Source organism: Bradyrhizobium sp. WSM1417, from assembly GCF_000515415.1.
Taxonomy (GTDB): Bacteria; Pseudomonadota; Alphaproteobacteria; order Rhizobiales; family Xanthobacteraceae; genus Bradyrhizobium.
The window spans coordinates 463,331-480,468 of record NZ_KI911783.1 but is presented as its reverse complement, the minus strand read 5'-3'; the positions used below and the strand labels follow the sequence as shown (position 1 = coordinate 480,468).

The window sequence follows — 17,138 nt, the reverse complement described above, 5'->3', positions numbered from 1 at the left end:
TGTCAGCCAGCGGCAAGGGCGGCGCGCGATCTGTTGTAGCGGCGTCGGTTGTCGCAATTGCGTGCTAGCTCGCCGGTCCGTCCGGCGTGGCGCTCTCTGCCGGCTGGCTGCGCTCGCTTTGCAGCACCCCGCGCGCGAACTCGATGATCTTCTGCTTGTTTGCCGTTTCGCGGACGGCGAAAAATACGCGGTTGAGTTCCAGGCCGAGCACGCTGTTGAGGGCGATGTCCTCGTCTTCCATCGTGGTTTCCCCGCTTCAGACATCATAGGTGTATCTTGACGTCACTTCTTCCACAAGTAGATTAAACCTTCGGGGTCAATGGGATACCGGGAAACTACGGAAGCGGTGAATTGAGGCAGTCGCCAGGACGTGCTATAGCGATAGCGAGGGTCAGGAAACGCACCGATGTCCGCCGTGGATTATGGCCGGGAAGCGCTCGACTTCATTGAGGGGCTTGGGGCCTATCATAGGGTTCCAGACGCTATGAATGCGCTCGAAGGGGCCTTCGGGCGCTTCGGCTTTGAAACCATCATCGTGACAGGGTTGCCAAATCCCGACCAGCGGTTCGCACAGATGGTGCTCGCCAAGCGCTGGCCCGCGGAATGGTTCAGCCTCTACACCCAGAACAACTACGACCGCGTCGACCCGGTGGTGCGGATGTGCCGACAATCGGTCAACCCGTTCGAATGGTCGGAAGCGCCCTATGATGCCGAACTCGATCCGGGCGCGGCGGAGGTCATGAACCGCGCCGGCGATTTCCGCATGTCGCGCGGCTTCATCGTGCCGATCCACGGGCTCACCGGCTATGAGGCCGCCGTGTCGCTCGGCGGCATCCATCTCGATCTCAACGCCCGCAGCAAGCCGGCATTGCACCTGATGGCGATGTATGGCTTCGACCACATTCGCCGTCTGCTCGATCCGGCGCCGTATCCCTCGACGCGCCTCACCCCGCGCGAGCGCGAGGTGATCTCCTGGGCTTCGCAGGGCAAATCGGCCTGGGAAATCGGCGAGATCCTGCACATCACGCAGCGTACCGCCGAAGAGCATCTCGCGACCGCCGGGCGCAAGCTCGGAGCCGTCAACCGTACGCATGCGGTTGCATTGGCGATTCGCAACAAGATCATCAATCCCTAACGACGTACTGGGAAATTTCCCAATATCGAACCATCCTCTTTTCGCAGAGGGTGCCTCCATTGAGGACGAATGGGGGCTTTCATGATTCACGCCATTTCTGCAGTAAATCGCCACCTTTACGAAGATATACTCGATCAGCATTTCCGGCTGCGGCACGACATCTTCGTCGAAGAGCGGGGCTGGGAGACGCTGCGCAGGCCGGATTGTCGCGAAATCGATTCCTATGACGACGAGGACACCGTCTATCTGCTTGCGCTGGAGGGGCGCCGTGTCATCGGCGGTCACCGGCTCTACCCGACCACCAAGCCTTCGATGATGAGCGAAGTCTTTCCCCATCTGGCGGCCGTGCGCGGCTGCCCGGCGGATCCGCTGGTCTGGGAATGGTCGCGCTACTTCGTCGTGCGCGATCGCCGCGACGGCGCGCTCAACCTGCAACTGATGGCGGCGGTGCAGGAGTTCTGCCTCGGTCAGGGGATCGCGCAAGTCAGCGCGATCATGGAAACCTGGTGGTTGCCGCGCTTTCATGAGGCCGGCTTCGTCGTGACCCCGCTCGGTCTGCCGGCTCTGGTGGAGAATGCGTGGACCATGGCGGCGACGATCGACATTCGTCGGGAGACGCTCGATGCCCTGCATGATCGCATCGGCATGCCTTCTATCGTGCAACAGGACGGCCCGCGTCTGGACGCCGTCGCCCGTGCCAACCTCTGCGGCCTCGCTGCCGCGCAACGAAAGAGCGCCTGAGATGTCGAACATGATGCGGGACAGCCAGATCATGGCGCAGATCAAAGACGAAAATCTCGGCTACATGTCCGACATGGCGCTCGAGCTCGCGCAGATGGCGGAAGACACCGGATTGGCGACGCTCGCCTATCTGTTCCGGATGGCGGCGCTGGAGGCCTCGACAGCCAACAGCGTGCTCGCCGAGCCGGATGACCTTCCCCGGCAGATGACGTCGCACTAGGCGTCTCCATCCATACGTTGCGACGAATTTCACACCCTCTCTCCGGGAACGGAGGGAGGGTGATCCGTTTGGGTGCGGCAGGTTGACCCATCCTGCGCGGCAGTCTTCTTGCAGGGCAAATTACAGGGCCACGATCGATCTCATGCATCGGCATGCAACAAAGTGCATGTTTGGTGTCGAATCGCTCTTGCCTCGGAACGATACTGCCATTACCCATTTTTCCGCCTTGTACAGGCAGGGGGAGCTCTTTCACTGATGGCGACCGTGTTCGAACATCGGCGCGAACCTGCGTGCGCCTGAAAGAGTTTTGATGCTGCTCGTCGTCGAACAGTTCTTGAACGGTTTGCAGTTCGGCCTGCTGCTGTTCCTGCTCGCCGCCGGCCTGACGCTGGTGTTCGGGATCATGGATCTCGTCAACCTCGCGCACGGCTCGCTCTACATGATGGGCGCCTATTTCGCCGCGACCTTCGCAGCCTGGACCGGCAGCTTCCTGCTCGGCGCGCTGCTGGCGCTCGGCGCGACGCTCGTGCTCGGCATCGTTCTCGAGATGACCGCGCTGCGGCATCTCTACGGACGCGACCATCTCGACCATGTGCTCGCGACCTTCGGCCTGATCCTGTTCTTCAACGAAGCCGTGCGGCTGATCTGGGGGCCGGCCGGGCTTGCGCTGCCGCTGCCGGCCTGGCTCACCGTGCCGGTGCCGATCCTGCCGGGCATTCACTATCCCGCTTATCGCCTCGCCATCATCGTCGTGGCGCTGCTGGTTGCGCTGCTGCTCTATCTCGGCGTGATGCGCACCCGCATCGGCATGCTGATCCGGGCCGGCGCCTCCAATCGCGAGATGATCGGCGCGCTCGGCATCAACATCAAGCTGCTCTACACCTTGGTGTTCGGCCTCGGTGCCGCGCTCGCCGGCCTTGCCGGGTTGATGCAGGCGCCGATCCTCACCGTGCAGATCGGCATGGGCGAGAACATCCTGATCCTCGCCTTCGTCATCATCGTGATCGGCGGCATCGGTTCGATCCGGGGCGCGTTCCTGGCCGCGATCTTCGTCGGCATGATCGACACGCTCGGCCGTGCCTTCCTGCCCAATTTGTTGCGGCAGGTGCTGAGCGGCGCCGCGGCCTCCACTGCGGCGCCCGCGCTGTCGTCCATGCTGATCTATCTGCTGATGGCGATCGTGCTGGTGGTGCGGCCGGAGGGGCTGTTTCCGGCCAACCGTCGATGAAGACTTTCACTGTAGCTAAGGCCGTCACGGCCCTGATGCTGGCGGGCCTCGTGCTGCTGCCGCTCTATTCGCAACTCTCCGGCAACATCTTCATCCTGACGCTGTTCACGCGCATCGTCATCCTGGCGCTGGCGGCCGCGAGCCTCAACCTCATCATGGGTTTTGGCGGCATGATGAGTTTTGGCCATGCCGCCTATCTCGGCATCGGCGGTTACGCGGTCGGCATGCTGGCGCAGGAAGGCGTGGGAAGCGGCTTCATCCAGTTTCCGGTCGCGCTCGCAGCCTCCGCGACTTACGCCGTCGTGATCGGCGCGCTCTCGCTTCGCACGCGTGGCGTTTACTTCATCATGATCACGCTCGCCTTCGCGCAGATGGCCTATTACGTCGCCTCGGGGCTGGCGCGTTACGGCGGCGATGACGGCCTCACCGTCTACAAACGCAGCGACTTCTCCGGATTGATCAATCTGTCGAACCGCACGCAGTTCTATTATCTTTGCCTCGCCTGCCTGTTCGGCGTGGTCTTCCTGATCTGGCGCATTGTCAATTCGCGCTTTGGCCTCGTCCTGCAGGGCCTGCGCTCCAACGAGCAGCGCATGCAGGCGATCGGCTTTCCCTCGAAACGCTACCAGCTGGTCTGCTTCGTCATCTCGGGCATGATGTGCGGCCTTGCCGGCGCGCTGCTCGCCAACAACACCGATTTCGTCAGCCCGGCCGCGATGTACTGGACCCGTTCCGGCGACCTCATGGTGATGGTGATCCTCGGGGGCATGGGCACGCTGTTCGGCCCGGTCATCGGCGCGGTGGTGTATTTGCTGCTGGAAGAGTTCTTGTCGCAGCTCACTGAATACTGGGCGCTGATCATGGGCCCGCTGCTGCTGCTGATCGTGCTGTTCGGCCGCGGCGGCATCATGGGCCTGCTCGGGAGGCTCAACCGTGGCTGAGCCGCTGCTCCGTGTCGACAAGCTGGTGCGCCGCTTCGGCGGCATCGTTGCAACGGACAACGTTTCGCTCGACGTTGCGGCAGGCGAGCTGCACGCCATCATCGGCCCGAACGGCGCCGGCAAGACCACGCTGATCAGCCAGCTCACCGGGCATCTGGAGCCGCATTCCGGCAGCGTCTCGCTGGCGGGGCGCGACATCACCTATCTGCCGGCCTATCGCCGCTGCGCGCTGGGCCTGGCACGTTCGTTCCAGATCACCTCACTGCTGCTCGATTTCACCGCCGCCGACAATGTCGCGCTCGCGGCGCAGGCGCATGCCGGCACCTCATTCCGATTCTTCGCCGATGCACGCAAGGAGAAGGGCCTGCGCGATGCCGCGCATGCCGCGCTCGACCGCGTCGGTCTCGCCCATCGTGCCGACGTCCTGGTGTCCAGGCTCAGCCATGGCGAGCGTCGCCAGATCGAGCTGGCGGTTGCCCTGGCAAGCAAGCCGAAGCTTTTGCTGCTCGACGAGCCAATGGCCGGCCTCGGCGTCACCGAGTCCCAGCGCATGGTGCAGCTGCTCCAGGAGCTGCGCAAAGAGGTCTCGATCGTGCTGGTCGAGCACGACATGCCGGCGGTGTTTGCGCTCGCCGACCGTATCTCCGTGCTGGTCTATGGCCGCGTCATCGCCTCCGGCGATCCGGCCGCGATCCGTGCGAACGAGGACGTCAAGCGCGCCTATCTCGGCGAGGCGCATGTGGTGACGCACCATGTCTGAAAAAGGGATGGGTGACACGCTGCTCGAGGTCGACGGCATCGAGACCTGCTACGGCCTGTCCCAAGTGCTGTTCGGCTTGTCACTGTCGGTCAAGTCAGGCGAGATGGTCTCGCTTATGGGCCGCAACGGCATGGGCAAGACCACGACCATCCGCTCGATCATGGGCCTGACGCCGGCGCGCGCAGGCAGCATCCGCTTTGCGGGCTCGGAAGTGCGGACGCAACCGTCCTACAGGATCGCGCAACTCGGTGTCGGCCTCGTCCCCGAGGGGCGGCAGATCTTCCCGAACCTCACCGTGCGCGAAAACCTGGTCGCGGCCGCCGCCGATCGTTTCGACAGCCGCAATCCCTGGACGCTGGCGGCGATCTACGTGATGTTTCCGCGCCTCGCCGAGCGCGCCTCCAACATGGGCAACCAGCTCTCCGGCGGCGAGCAGCAGATGCTCGCCATCGGCCGCGCGTTGATGACCAACCCAAAGCTCCTCATCCTGGATGAAGCGACCGAAGGCCTGGCGCCCCTGATCCGCGAAGAGATCTGGAGCTGTCTGTCGCTGCTCAAGAGCCGGGGACAGTCGATCCTGGTCGTCGACAAGAACGTCGACCACCTCGCCCGCATCTGCGACCGCCACACCATCATCGAGCGCGGCAAGACGGTGTGGAGCGGTACCTCGGACGAGCTGTTGGCTGAGCCGGATCTGCAGCACAAATATCTGGGGATTTGAGCCTCCGCTCTCTCCCGTCATTGCGAGCGTAGCGAAGCAATCCAGACTGTTTCTGATGCGACAGTCTGGATTGCTTCGTCGCAAGAGCTCCTCGCAATGACGGGAGAGAGCCGAGGTCAAAACACCTCGAAATATTCCTTGTGCTCCCAGTCGGTTACCTCGGACAGGAAGCGGTCGATCTCGGCGTTCTTGATGTGGGTGTAATAATCGACGAACTCAGGCCCGAGCTTTTCCCGGAAGAACGGATCGTCCTTCAGCGCGCTGACCGCATCGCGCAGCGACTTCGGCAAGAGCGGTGCCTTGGTTTCGTAGGGCGTATCGGCCGACGGGCCGGGATCGAGCTTGCGGTCGACGCCGTCGAGGCCGGAGAGAATCTGCAAGGCCATGTAGAGATAGGGATTGGCGGCGGGCTCGCCGATGCGGTTTTCCAGGCGCGTGGCGGCGTCGCCGGCCGCGCCGAGCACGCGGATCATCACGCCGCGATTGTCGCGGCCCCATATCGCGCGGTCCGGCGCCAGTGAATAGGAGCGGTAGCGCTTGTAGCCATTGATGGTCGGGGTGGTGAACACGGTGGACGCGCGGGCGTGGTCGAGCAGGCCGGCAAGCCAGGCGCGGCCGAACGCGCTGAGCGGCTCGCCGCCCTCTTTCGCCATGAACTGGTTCTCGCCGCTCGTGCGTGACACCACCGATTGGTGCAGATGCCAGCCGCTCGCGAACAGGTTCGGTAGCTTCGGCCGGCACATGAAGGTGGCGTGATAACCGTGGCGGTGCGCGATCTGCTTCACGGCGCTCCGAAACAGCACCATGTTGTCGGCGGGCTCCAGACCCATCCTCGGCGCGAAGGTGAATTCGCACTGGCTCGGCCCGAACTCGACTTCGACCGAACGCAAGGGCAGACCGAGCGCGACGATGTCGCGGCGCAAAATCTCCAGCACCGGCTCCATCTGGTCGAAGCGCTGCTCGGTGAGATATTGGTAGCCGTGGCTGAGCAGGCTCACCGAAGGCGGCGTGCCGGGCTGGCCGGCATCTTCCGGGCGCATATGCGGATCGTCGAGCTTGAAGATGTGGAATTCGACCTCAAGGCCCGCGACGAAATCGTGGCCGCGGCTTGCGAGCTCGCCGAGCACCTTGCGATAGAGCCCGCGTGTTGCGAACGGGACGGGACGGCCGTCGTTGAAATAGAGGTCGCAGAGAACCCAGCCCGTAGCCGGCGCCCAGGGCAAAACGCGAAACGTCGTGGGATCGGCGACCATCAGCACGTCGGCCGCGCCCTCCATCTCCTTCATGCCGAAGCCGCCGCCCGACGTGAACACCGGAAACACCGTGCGGTGCGAGGTGTCCTTGGCGAGCATGGTGGTGGTGATGGAGCAGCCGCTTTCGAGCGATGCGATCGCTTCGGCCGCGATGATGGTCTTGCCGCGCAAGATGCCGTGCTGGTCGGGGAAGGCGAGGCGGATGACCTCGAGGTTCTTCTCCTCGACGATGCGGCGCATGCGCAATGCAGCGTCCTTCTGCTCATCCGACCACAGCGCATGACGCGCAACGAAAGTCACTTTTTCACTCCTCTATCCGTGAGAGGCGAAGCATGCGCCACATTCTCCGTCATTGCGAGCGCAGCGAAGCAATCCAGGATCCCTCCGGAGAGACAGTCTGGATTGCTTCGCTGCGCTCGCAATGACGAAGGAGGGACCTGCATTCTGCGCTACTCCGCCGCCGTCAGCCGATGCACGTTGTCCGCGATCTCCTTCGGCACCGGGGCCGTCCACGGTGCGCTGCGGCGGCGCTTGACGTCGACTTCCATCCAGTAGATCTCCCAGCCTCGGGTCGGCCCGATGCCGTCCATGGTCGCCGGGCCCTGGATCGAACGTGCGGTGGCCTCGTCGAGATGCAGCATCGGCTTCTCGCCGCCTGCGACCTTCTCGATCTCCTGCCGCAGCAGACGGCGGTATTGCACGATCGCTTTGTCGCTCGTGCCGAGGTGCTCCCGGGTGCGATCCTGGATCGCGCCCATTGATTCCACCGCCCACTGGTCGTGGACGTTGATGTCGGTGCCCATTCCGGTATAGGTCGCCGTCTGCTGCTCGTGCGGGTCGAAACCGTAATCGTTGTTGCTGTTCTTGCGCGATTTGTAGTCCGGCAGCTCATAGAGCTCGAGCCGCTGGTCGCGCATCTTCTTCTTGTCCACGGCATTCGTGTAGCTGGTGAAGATCGCGTACCAGTAGCAATTCTCGTCGTCGACGGGCACGTGCCACTGCGTGATCGTCATCTCCGTGCTCATGGGGATGACGAAGCCGTGCGGAAAGAGCTGGTTGGTGACGCGCACATGGGTGCGCTCCTCGTCGATCTCGCGCAGCGCGATCAGCCGCAGTCCGTATTCGGTATGCTCGACATTGATGATCGGACGATCGTATTCGCGCAAGATCTTTGTCATCGGCAGGTCGCTTCCCGCAGATGCGCCACGGAACTGCTTGCCGTAGGCCGTCGAGGTGTCCTCGTCCTCGAAGAAGCGATGCAGATAGGAGGCATGTGCGGGATCGATGCCGACTTCGAGCGCCTGGAGCCAGTTGCAGGCCATGTGCCCCTTGAATGCGAAAGTGTGGGTGCCGGGGGCGACGAAGCAATCGAGCTCGGGAAATGCCGGCGGCTCGCCCTCGCCGAGATAAGCCCAAAGAATGCCGCTCTTCTCCACCACGGGATAAGAGCGCTGGCGGATGTTCTGGCAGAGCTTTGAATCCTTCGGCTCCGCGGGCGTCTCAATGCATTGCCCGGTGGCGTCGAACAGCCAGCCGTGAAAGGCGCAGCGCAGGCCACCATGCTCGAGCCGTCCGAAGGCGAGATCGGCGCCGCGATGCGCGCAGTGGCGATCGATCAGGCCGTAGCGCCCTCGCTCGTCGCGGAACAGCACCAGGTTTTCGCCGAGCAATTTGACGGGGCGGATCGGCCGATCGCCGTCGAGCTCGTCCACCAGCGCCGCCGGCTGCCAATAGCTTCGCATCAGCTTTCCGCAGGGGTCCTTTGGACCGGTGCGGGTGATCAGGTCGTTCTGCTCCTGGCTCATCATGGCAGTCGCATCCTTTGCGGAGTGGCGTTTGTTCGCCTATTGAACGAATGGGCGAATTATGACATGCCTTGGTCCGGCAGCAAGCACTATTTTGCAGGAATGACCCGACACCCATGCCCAAGCTGAAGCGAAGCGAGAGCGACGAACGCCCGACGGATTTCGTCGAGAGCCTCGATCGCGGCCTGCGGCTGCTGCAGTGCTTCGGAGCGACGGCGGGTCCGATGACACTCAGCGATCTCGCCCGCGCCGCGGACCTTCCGCGCGCGACCGCGCGACGCATGCTGTTCACGCTTCAGCGCGGCGGCTTCGTCAGCGGCGACGGCAAGCTGTTCTCCCTGACGCCACATGTGCTGACACTGGCCGCGTCGTATCTGCGGTCGAGCCAACTCGTCACGGTCCTGCAACCGGTCCTCGACCGCGCCGCGACAGCGGCCAACGAAATCGCCTCGCTCGCGGTGCTCGACGGCGATGAGGTCGTGTTCATCGCGCGTAGCAGTCCGGCGCGGATGTTTTCCGGTGGGCCGGACATCGGCTACCGCCTGCCGGCCTTCTGCACCTCGGTCGGCCGCGCCATGCTCGGCCAACTCACCGATGCCGAGCTGGCTGCGCGTCTAAAAGCGATGAAGCGCGAGGCGTTGACGCCGCAGACGGTGACCGATCCCAAGGCGCTGCTCGCGCGCATTGTCGCCGATCGCGCGCAGGGTTACGCGCTGGTCGATCGCGAGGCCGAGCCGCATTTCCGCTCGATCTCGGTCCCGGTGCGTCGTTATGACGATGTCATCGTCGCCGCCATCAACATGGGCGCCCATGTCGACCGCGTGCCGGCGCAGGAATTGATCGAGCGATTTTTGCCGCTGCTGCGTGAGGGCGCGGAAGCCGTGCGGTCGCAACTCTTGTAGCCCGGGTGAGCGAAGCGATACCCGGGAAAGTCATCGTGAAGCCCCGGATGTCGCTTCGCTCATCCCGGCTACGCGCCTGTGCAAAAATCACGACCGGTTGCGCATCCAGTCGGCGAGGCCGGACAACGCCTTGTCGAGGTCCTGCCGCGCGGCAGCGTCCACAACGGTCTCCTCGAGCGGGCCGCGCATGCAGAGCATCCACGCGTCGCGCTCGGCATCGCCGATGGCAAAGCCGAGGTGGCGCTGGCGCAGCCGTGGATGGCCCTTGTCGACCGAATAGAGTTTCGGGCCGCCGGTCCACTCCGTGAGATAGCGCTTCAGCACATCCCTGATGAGGCCGAGGTCGGCCGCATGCATCGCGCGGATGATCTTCGCCTCCGGCAGCGTATTCATCCGCTCATAGAAGCGATCGACCAACAGGTCGATCGTGGCGCTGCCGCCGATCCGCTCGAACATGGAGATTGCAACGTCGCCGTCGGTCATGGGAGTTCGGACCTACAGCGCCACGCTGCGCAGCCCGAAGCTGCGCGCTTCGTTCTGCAGCACCGGCCGCACCGCATCAACCAGGCGCGCCGCGGCGGCATCGACGGACAGTCCCGCCGTGTCCACCACCGCCGTCGCGCGCGCATATAGCGGCTCGCGGCTCAAGAGGATGTTGCGCAGCTCCGCCATAGCTGAGCGGTCGTCGGCCATCGGGCGCAAATCGCCCTGGCGGCGGACGCGAGCCATGTGCTCCTCGGGCTCGGCCTTCAGCCAGATCGTGTAGAACGACGACAGGATCTGGTCGAAGGTCAGGGGCTCCGAGACAATGCCGCCGCCGGTCGCCAGCACCATCAGCTCGTTGCGCGCGAGCAGCTGTTGCAGCGCCGCCTGCTCCATGCGGCGAAAGCCTTCCTGGCCGTAGAGCGCGATGATCTCGGCGACCGAGAGGCCGTTCTGCTGCTCGACCTCCTTGTTGAGCTCGACAAAACTCCAGCCGACCTTCTTCGCCAGCATCCGCCCAAGCGTCGATTTTCCGGCGCCGCGCAGGCCGATCAGCGCGATGCCGCAGAACGGCGCGCGCCGCGGCGCGGTTGCGCTGCCGCCGGCGAGCAGATCCTTGGCTTGCGCGATCTGCGCCGGCGTCGCCTTGCGCAGGAGATCGCGAAACATCTGCCAGTCCGGGGTCGGATCGACTGAGGGAAGCAGGTCTTCGAGATGCGCGCCCATCGCGTCGGAGACGCGGCGGAGCAGCACGATAGAGACATTGCCCTTGCCGCTTTCGAGCTGCGCGATGTAGCGCTCCGATATCCCTGATACCTTGGCGAGCACCTTGCGCGACATGCCGCGTAGCGCGCGCATGGTGCGCACGCGCTGGCCGAGCTGTTCGAGAAATCGGGATTCGGCGTCGGGACTGTCAGTCATGGACTACGGATCATGGGCCTGCTTGAGCGGATGTCTTCTTTTAAAGAGGTCCTGCGGCGCGTATTAATGAAACATAGTGCCTGCTGGCATTGACAGCAAGCCAATGCGATGTCTTTCTATGAATTATAATTCTAAATTCAGGGGAGAAGTCCGTGAGCGAGGGATCCTATAACGCGGTGACCTGGCTGCTCGACCGGAATGTCGAGGAGGGACGCGGCAACAAGCTCGCCTTCGACGACACCGTCTCCCGGCTCACCTATGGCGAGCTCCAGCGCGAAACGCGGCGCGCCGCCAACATGCTGCGCCGGCTCGGTGTCCGCCGCGAAGAGCGCGTTGCGATGATCATGCTGGATACGGTCGACTTCCCGCTTCTGTTTCTGGGCGCGATCCGCGCCGGCATTGTGCCGGTGCCGCTCAACACGCTGCTGACATCAGATCAATACGCCTACATCCTCGCCGATTGCCGCGCACGCGTGCTGTTCGTCTCGGAAGCGCTCTATCCCGTCATCAAGGACGTCGTCGGCCGCATGCCGGATCTCGAGCATGTCGTGGTGTCCGGCGCCAAGCAGAACGGTCACAAGCAACTCGCCGAGGAGATTGCGGACGAGAGCGACCGGTTCACCACCGCCGCGACGCATCCGGATGAGCCGGCGTTCTGGCTCTATTCGTCAGGCTCGACCGGCATGCCCAAGGGCGTGCGGCACATCCATTCGAACATGCAGGCGACCGCGGACACTTATGCGAAGCAGGTGCTCGGCATTCGCGAGAACGACGTTTGTCTTTCTGCGGCAAAGCTGTTCTTCGCCTATGGCCTCGGCAATGCGCTGACCTTTCCAATGTCGGTCGGCGCCACCGTGGTGCTCAACAGCGAACGGCCGACGCCGGCGCGCATGTTCGATCTGATGAACCGCTATAATCCCTCGATCTTCTACGGCGTGCCGACCCTGTTCGCGGCGATGCTCAACGACGAGGCGATGAAGAGCGAGCGCGGCGGCGGCGCCCTGCGCATCTGCACCTCGGCCGGCGAGGCGTTGCCGGAGTCCGTCGGCAACAGCTGGAAGGCGCGCTTCAACGTCGACATTCTCGACGGCGTCGGCTCGACCGAGCTGTTGCACATTTTCCTGTCGAACGCGCCCGGCGATATCAAATACGGCTCCTCCGGCAAGCCGGTGCCGGGTTATGCGGTGCGGCTGGTCAACGAGGCCGGACAGGATGTGGCCGACGGCGAAGTCGGCGAGCTCCTGGTCGATGCGCCCTCCGCCGGGGAGGGCTACTGGAACCAGCGCCACAAGAGCCGCCGCACGTTCGAGGGTCCGTGGACCCGCACCGGCGACAAATATGTCAGGGATGCCGAGGGCCGCTACACCTTCTGCGGTCGTGCCGACGACATGTTCAAGGTCTCCGGCATCTGGGTCTCGCCCTTCGAGGTCGAGAGTGCGCTGATCACGCATCCGGCCGTGCTGGAAGCCGCGGTCGTGCCCGAAGCCGATCCGGAAGGCTTGTTGAAGCCCAAGGCCTTCGTCGTGCTGCGCCCCGGCGCGACGACGACCGGTTTGCAAGAGATGCTCAAGGACCACGTCAAGCAGAAGATCGGCCCGTGGAAATATCCGCGCTGGATCGACGTGGTGGACTCGCTGCCGAAGACGGCAACGGGAAAGATCCAGCGGTTCAAGCTGCGGGACGGGGCGAATTGACAACAGGTCGTCATGGCCGGGCTTGACGACCGAGAGAAGAGCGACAGAACATGACCAACCTCTCCCCGACCGGCTTTCTCAGCATCGGTAACGCCAGCCTTGAATACAAATGGCTGGCGCCGCAATCCGCCGATGCACCCACCATCGTCATGCTGCACGAAGGCCTCGGCTCCGTCGGCCTCTGGGGCGACTTCCCGGAAAAGCTCCAGCAAGCCACCTCCTTCGGCATTTTCGCCTATTCTCGCGCGGGCTACGGCCAGTCCAGCAAGATCGCGCTGCCGCGGCCGCTCGACTACATGCACCGCGAGGCACTGGACGTGCTGCCGAAGATTCTCGATGCGATCGGCTTCAGGCGCGGCCTGCTGCTCGGCCATTCCGACGGCGCCTCGATCGCGACGATCTATGCCGGCGCGCATCAGGATCATCGCCTCAACGGCCTAGTGTTGATCGCGCCGCATTTCATCGTCGAGGACATCTCGGTGAAGTCGATTGCGGACATCAAGACTACCTTCGAGACCACCGACCTGAAGTCAAAGCTCGCGCGCTGGCACAAGGACGTCGACAACGCCTTCTATGGCTGGAACGCCGCCTGGCTCGATCCGAAATTCCGCGACTGGGATATCTCGGAATATCTCGCCTATATCCGCGTCCCCGTCATGATCCTGCAGGGCGCGAACGACCAATACGGGACGCTGCGTCAGGCTGAGATCGCGCAGCAGGAATGCTATTGCCCGGTCGATTTGGAAGTCATTTCAGGCGCGGCGCATTCTCCGCATCGCGAAGCTCCGGGAGCGACGCTTGACGCGATTGAGCAATTTGCAGCAGCGGCCTTGCGCGAAGACATGAAACAAAATGCATGTTCTCTCGTTTAAGGGGTAGACTCGTCCGAAAATGTGCATTATTGTGCATCTAACACGACAGCCAAAACGCATAATCAAGCTCAAGGGTGGCCCATGGCCGGGGAAGATCGGCGCCTCGCAGGCGGCGCGACATTCATCGATTTCCAGACCGAGCCGTCCCGCTACCGGCACTGGAAGCTCGCGGTCGACGGTGACGTCGCCACCCTGACCATGGACGTCGACGAGAATGGCGGCCTGTTCGAGGGCTATCTGCTCAAGCTCAATTCCTACGATCTCGGCGTCGACATCGAGCTTGCCGACGCGGTCCAGCGCCTGCGCTTCGAGCACCCCGAGGTGAAGGTCGTGGTGATGCGCTCGGCCAAGAACCGCGTGTTCTGCGCCGGCGCCAACATCCGCATGCTTGCGGGCTCGACGCATGCCCACAAGGTCAATTTCTGCAAGTTCACCAACGAGACCCGCAACGGCATGGAAGACTCGTCGGAGAATTCCGGCCAGCGCTTCATCACCGTCGTGAACGGCGCGGCCGCCGGCGGCGGCTATGAACTTGCGCTCGCCACCGACTACATCATGCTTGCCGATGACGGCGCGTCCGCCGTCGCCTTGCCCGAAGTGCCGCTGCTCGCGGTGCTACCGGGCACCGGCGGCCTCACGCGTGTGGTCGACAAGCGCAAGGTGCGCCGCGATCACGCCGATTTCTTCTGCACCATCGAAGAAGGCGTGAAGGGCAAGCGCGCCGTGCAATGGCGCCTGGTCGACGAGATCGCGCCGAACAGCAAGCTCGAAGGCATGGTTGCCGAGCGCGCCAGGGAATTCGCCCAGGCCTCGAAGCGCAAGGGCAACGGCAAGGGCATCGCGCTGACGCCGCTCAAGCGCATCATCGACGAGACCAGCATCCGCTATGGCTTTGTCACCGTCGATATCGACCGCGCCGCACGTATCGCCACGATCTCGATCAAGGCGCCTGAAGCCGCGCCGCCCGCTGACATCGACGGCATGATGGCGCAGGGTGTCGCGTTCTGGCCGCTCCAGGTCGCGCGCGAACTTGACGACGCCATTCTGCATTTGCGCATCAACGAACTCGAGATCGCAATGCTGGTGTTCAAGAGCCATGGCGACCGCGCCCATGTGCTTGCCTGTGATGCCTTCCTCGAGGCCAACAAGGCGCATTGGCTGGTCAACGAAATCAGGCACTACTGGAAGCGCGTGTTGAAGCGCATCGACGTCACCTCGCGCACGCTGGTGACACTGGTCGAGCCCGGCTCCTGCTTCGCCGGCACACTCGCCGAGCTCGTCTTCGCCGCCGACCGCTCCTACATGCTGATCGGCACGCGCCAGGGCGACAACCGCCCGCCGCCGTCGATCGAACTGTCAGCAATGAATTTTGGCCCTTATCCGATGAGCCATGGCCTGACGCGGCTTCAGTCGCGCTTCCAGGCCGATCCGGCCGATGTGGAACGCGCGGAAGCCACGATGGGCACGGCGCTGGACGCCGAGCAGGCCGAAGAGCTCGGTCTCGTCACCTTCGCACTCGACGACATCGACTGGGACGACGAGGTCCGCGTGTTCCTGGAGGAGCGCGCCAGCTTCTCGCCCGACAGCCTCACCGGCATGGAAGCCAACCTGCGCTTCGTCGGGCCCGAGACGATGGAGTCGAAAATCTTCTCGCGCCTCACCGCGTGGCAGAACTGGATCTTCCAGCGCCCCAATGCGGTCGGCGAGGAAGGCGCGCTGCGCCGCTACGGCAGTGGCCAGAAGCCGAAATTCGATATGACGCGAGTGTAGAGCGCGAATGGGGAGTGGCGAATAGAGACGCCATTCGCCACTCGCTATTCGCGATCCCACAATTCGATGCCCGCGATTTAATGAACTAGTCCCACACGGGAGGTCCTCCATGAACATCATGAACGTCGACTACTCGACCAAGATTCCGAACAACGTCAATCTGGCCGAAGACCGCCAGGTGCTCAAGGCGCTGGAAGGCTGGCATCCTGGCTACATGGACTGGTGGAAAGACATGGGACCGGAAGGCTTCCAGGAATCGCTGGTGTACTTGCGCACCGCCTATTCGGTCGACCCGCGCGGCTGGGCCAAGTTCGACTACGTGCGGATGCCCGAGTATCGCTGGGGCATTCTCCTTGCTCCCCAGGAAGAGAACCGCGTCGTGCCGTTCGGCGAGCATTTTGGCGAGCCGGCCTGGCAGGAAGTCCCGGGTGAATATCGCGCCATGCTGCGCCGTCTGATCGTGATCCAGGGCGACACCGAGCCTGCCTCCGTCGAGCAGCAGCGCCACCTCGGCAAGACCGCGCCCTCGCTGTACGACATGCGCAATCTGTTCCAGGTCAATGTCGAGGAAGGCCGTCACCTCTGGGCGATGGTGTACCTACTGCAAAAGTACTTTGGTCGCGACGGACGTGAAGAGGCTGACGATTTGTTGCGCCGCCGCTCGGGTGACGCTGACTCGCCACGCATGCTGGGCGCCTTCAACGAGGCGACGCCGGACTGGCTGTCCTTCTTCATGTTCACGTATTTCACCGACCGCGACGGCAAGATGCAGTTGCACTCGCTGGCGCAGTCCGGCTTCGATCCCTTGTCGCGCACCTGCCGCTTCATGCTGACGGAAGAAGCGCACCACATGTTTGTCGGCGAGACCGGCATCACGCGTGTCGTGCAGCGCACCTGCGATGCGATGCGCGAAGCCGGCATCACCGATCCCACCGACATCGCGAAGGTCCGCGCGCTCGGTGTGATCGACCTGCCGACCATCCAGAAGAAGCTGAACCTGCACTACACGCTGTCGCTCGATCTCTTTGGCTCGGAAGTCTCGACCAACGCGGCGAACGCCTTCAATACCGGCATCAAGGGCCGCTATCACGAGACCCAGATCGACGACGATCATCAGCTCAAGAACGCGACCTATCCGGTGCTGAAGTTCATCGATGGCGAGATCAAGTTGGTGGACGAGCCGGCGCTGACCGCGCTCAACATGCGCCTGCGCGACGATTACAGCCAGGATTGCGTCAAGGGCATGCTGCGCTGGAACAAGGTGATCTCGACCGCGGGCTACCAGTTTCAGCTCAAGCTGCCCAACGTCGCCTTCCATCGCCATATCGGCGAGTTCAAGGGCATCCACGCGACGCCGGATGGTCTGTTGATCGATGACGCAACCTGGGCGAAGCGCAAGGATGAATGGCTGCCCTCGACCGCCGACGGAGACTTCATCACCTCGCTGATGCAGCCCGTCACCGAGACCGGCCAGTTCGCCTCCTGGATCTCGCCCCCGAAGGTCGGCATCGACAACAAGCCCGGCGATTTCGAGTATGTGAGGATCGAGTCGTAGGTGTCTTCTTCACCTCTCCCCGCTTGCGGGGAGAGGTCGGATCGCTCTTGCGATCCGGGTGAGGGGGTACAGGTGCGGCGACAATCTCACGCGCGGAGAGAGCCCCTCACCCCAACCCTCTCCCCGTAAGAACGGGG

General features: G+C 63.5%; 17 protein-coding genes. 12 read left to right on the top strand and 5 right to left on the bottom strand.

The window, feature by feature from the left end; all coding sequences use genetic code 11:
• Positions 1-64: 64 nt before the first annotated feature.
• Positions 65-241, bottom strand: a complete 177-nt coding sequence (locus tag BRA1417_RS43555; RefSeq protein ID WP_156948550.1) for a hypothetical protein — start codon at positions 239-241, stop codon at positions 65-67.
• 165 nt (positions 242-406) lie between these two features.
• Here BRA1417_RS43555 and BRA1417_RS0102440 point away from each other — a divergent pair, with 165 nt between their 5' ends.
• The 7 genes from BRA1417_RS0102440 to BRA1417_RS0102410 all read left to right on the top strand — a co-directional run bounded on the left by BRA1417_RS0102440 (position 407) and on the right by BRA1417_RS0102410 (position 5,746).
• Complete coding sequence (locus BRA1417_RS0102440) at positions 407-1,135, top strand: LuxR family transcriptional regulator (protein WP_027514449.1); 729 nt, start codon at positions 407-409, stop codon at positions 1,133-1,135.
• 81 nt (positions 1,136-1,216) lie between these two features.
• On the top strand, positions 1,217-1,876 hold the full coding sequence (locus BRA1417_RS0102435) for an acyl-homoserine-lactone synthase (protein WP_027514448.1): 660 nt from the start codon (positions 1,217-1,219) through the stop codon (positions 1,874-1,876).
• A 1-nt stretch (position 1,877) separates the two neighbouring features.
• Positions 1,878-2,096 (top strand): hypothetical protein, encoded by a 219-nt coding sequence (locus BRA1417_RS0102430; RefSeq protein WP_027514447.1) that lies wholly within the window; start codon positions 1,878-1,880, stop codon positions 2,094-2,096.
• 310 nt (positions 2,097-2,406) lie between these two features.
• A complete protein-coding gene (locus BRA1417_RS0102425; protein WP_007615745.1) occupies positions 2,407-3,324 on the top strand; it encodes a branched-chain amino acid ABC transporter permease in 918 nt (305 codons plus the stop codon).
• Positions 3,321-4,265: a branched-chain amino acid ABC transporter permease gene (locus tag BRA1417_RS0102420; RefSeq protein WP_027514446.1), complete on the top strand. Its 945-nt coding sequence runs from the start codon at positions 3,321-3,323 to the stop codon at positions 4,263-4,265. The genes BRA1417_RS0102425 and BRA1417_RS0102420 overlap by 4 nt, the downstream gene beginning before the upstream one ends.
• A complete protein-coding gene (locus tag BRA1417_RS0102415; protein WP_027514445.1) occupies positions 4,258-5,025 on the top strand; it encodes an ABC transporter ATP-binding protein in 768 nt (255 codons plus the stop codon). Before BRA1417_RS0102420 ends, BRA1417_RS0102415 begins: the two co-directional genes overlap by 8 nt.
• Entirely contained in the window at positions 5,018-5,746 is a 729-nt protein-coding gene (locus BRA1417_RS0102410; protein ID WP_035968321.1) for an ABC transporter ATP-binding protein, read from the top strand. Before BRA1417_RS0102415 ends, BRA1417_RS0102410 begins: the two co-directional genes overlap by 8 nt.
• Before the next feature lie 116 nt (positions 5,747-5,862).
• On the opposite strand, the gene BRA1417_RS0102405 is transcribed toward BRA1417_RS0102410, so the two are convergent.
• Entirely contained in the window at positions 5,863-7,299 is a 1,437-nt protein-coding gene (locus tag BRA1417_RS0102405; protein WP_027514443.1) for a glutamine synthetase family protein, read from the bottom strand.
• A 149-nt stretch (positions 7,300-7,448) separates the two neighbouring features.
• Positions 7,449-8,807: an aromatic ring-hydroxylating dioxygenase subunit alpha gene (locus tag BRA1417_RS0102400; protein WP_027514442.1), complete on the bottom strand. Its 1,359-nt coding sequence runs from the start codon at positions 8,805-8,807 to the stop codon at positions 7,449-7,451.
• Positions 8,808-8,920: 113 nt separating this feature from the next.
• Here BRA1417_RS0102400 and BRA1417_RS0102395 point away from each other — a divergent pair, with 113 nt between their 5' ends.
• Positions 8,921-9,706 carry an IclR family transcriptional regulator C-terminal domain-containing protein gene (locus BRA1417_RS0102395; RefSeq protein ID WP_027514441.1) on the top strand — a complete coding sequence of 262 codons (786 nt, stop codon included), beginning with the start codon at positions 8,921-8,923 and terminating at the stop codon, positions 9,704-9,706.
• Positions 9,707-9,793: 87 nt separating this feature from the next.
• Here the strand turns inward: BRA1417_RS0102395 and BRA1417_RS0102390 are convergent, their stop codons facing one another.
• Positions 9,794-10,189 (bottom strand): group II truncated hemoglobin, encoded by a 396-nt coding sequence (locus BRA1417_RS0102390; RefSeq protein WP_027514440.1) that lies wholly within the window; start codon positions 10,187-10,189, stop codon positions 9,794-9,796.
• Positions 10,190-10,201: 12 nt separating this feature from the next.
• Positions 10,202-11,110 (bottom strand): helix-turn-helix transcriptional regulator, encoded by a 909-nt coding sequence (locus tag BRA1417_RS0102385; RefSeq protein WP_027514439.1) that lies wholly within the window; start codon positions 11,108-11,110, stop codon positions 10,202-10,204.
• Between the two features lie 152 nt (positions 11,111-11,262).
• On the opposite strand from BRA1417_RS0102385, the gene BRA1417_RS0102380 reads away from it, so the two are divergent.
• The 4 genes from BRA1417_RS0102380 (at position 11,263) to boxB (ending at position 17,001) form a co-directional block, all read left to right on the top strand.
• Entirely contained in the window at positions 11,263-12,804 is a 1,542-nt protein-coding gene (locus tag BRA1417_RS0102380; protein WP_027514438.1) for a benzoate-CoA ligase family protein, read from the top strand.
• Positions 12,805-12,854: 50 nt separating this feature from the next.
• A complete protein-coding gene (locus tag BRA1417_RS0102375) occupies positions 12,855-13,676 on the top strand; it encodes an alpha/beta fold hydrolase (RefSeq protein ID WP_027514437.1) in 822 nt (273 codons plus the stop codon).
• Positions 13,677-13,757: 81 nt separating this feature from the next.
• The gene (boxC, locus tag BRA1417_RS0102370; RefSeq protein WP_027514436.1) at positions 13,758-15,446 is read left to right on the top strand and encodes a 2,3-epoxybenzoyl-CoA dihydrolase; all 1,689 of its coding nucleotides are present in this window, start codon (positions 13,758-13,760) and stop codon (positions 15,444-15,446) included.
• Between the two features lie 118 nt (positions 15,447-15,564).
• Positions 15,565-17,001, top strand: coding sequence for a benzoyl-CoA 2,3-epoxidase subunit BoxB (gene boxB, locus BRA1417_RS0102365; RefSeq protein ID WP_027514435.1), 1,437 nt, complete (start codon positions 15,565-15,567; stop codon positions 16,999-17,001).
• Positions 17,002-17,138: the final 137 nt, after the last annotated feature.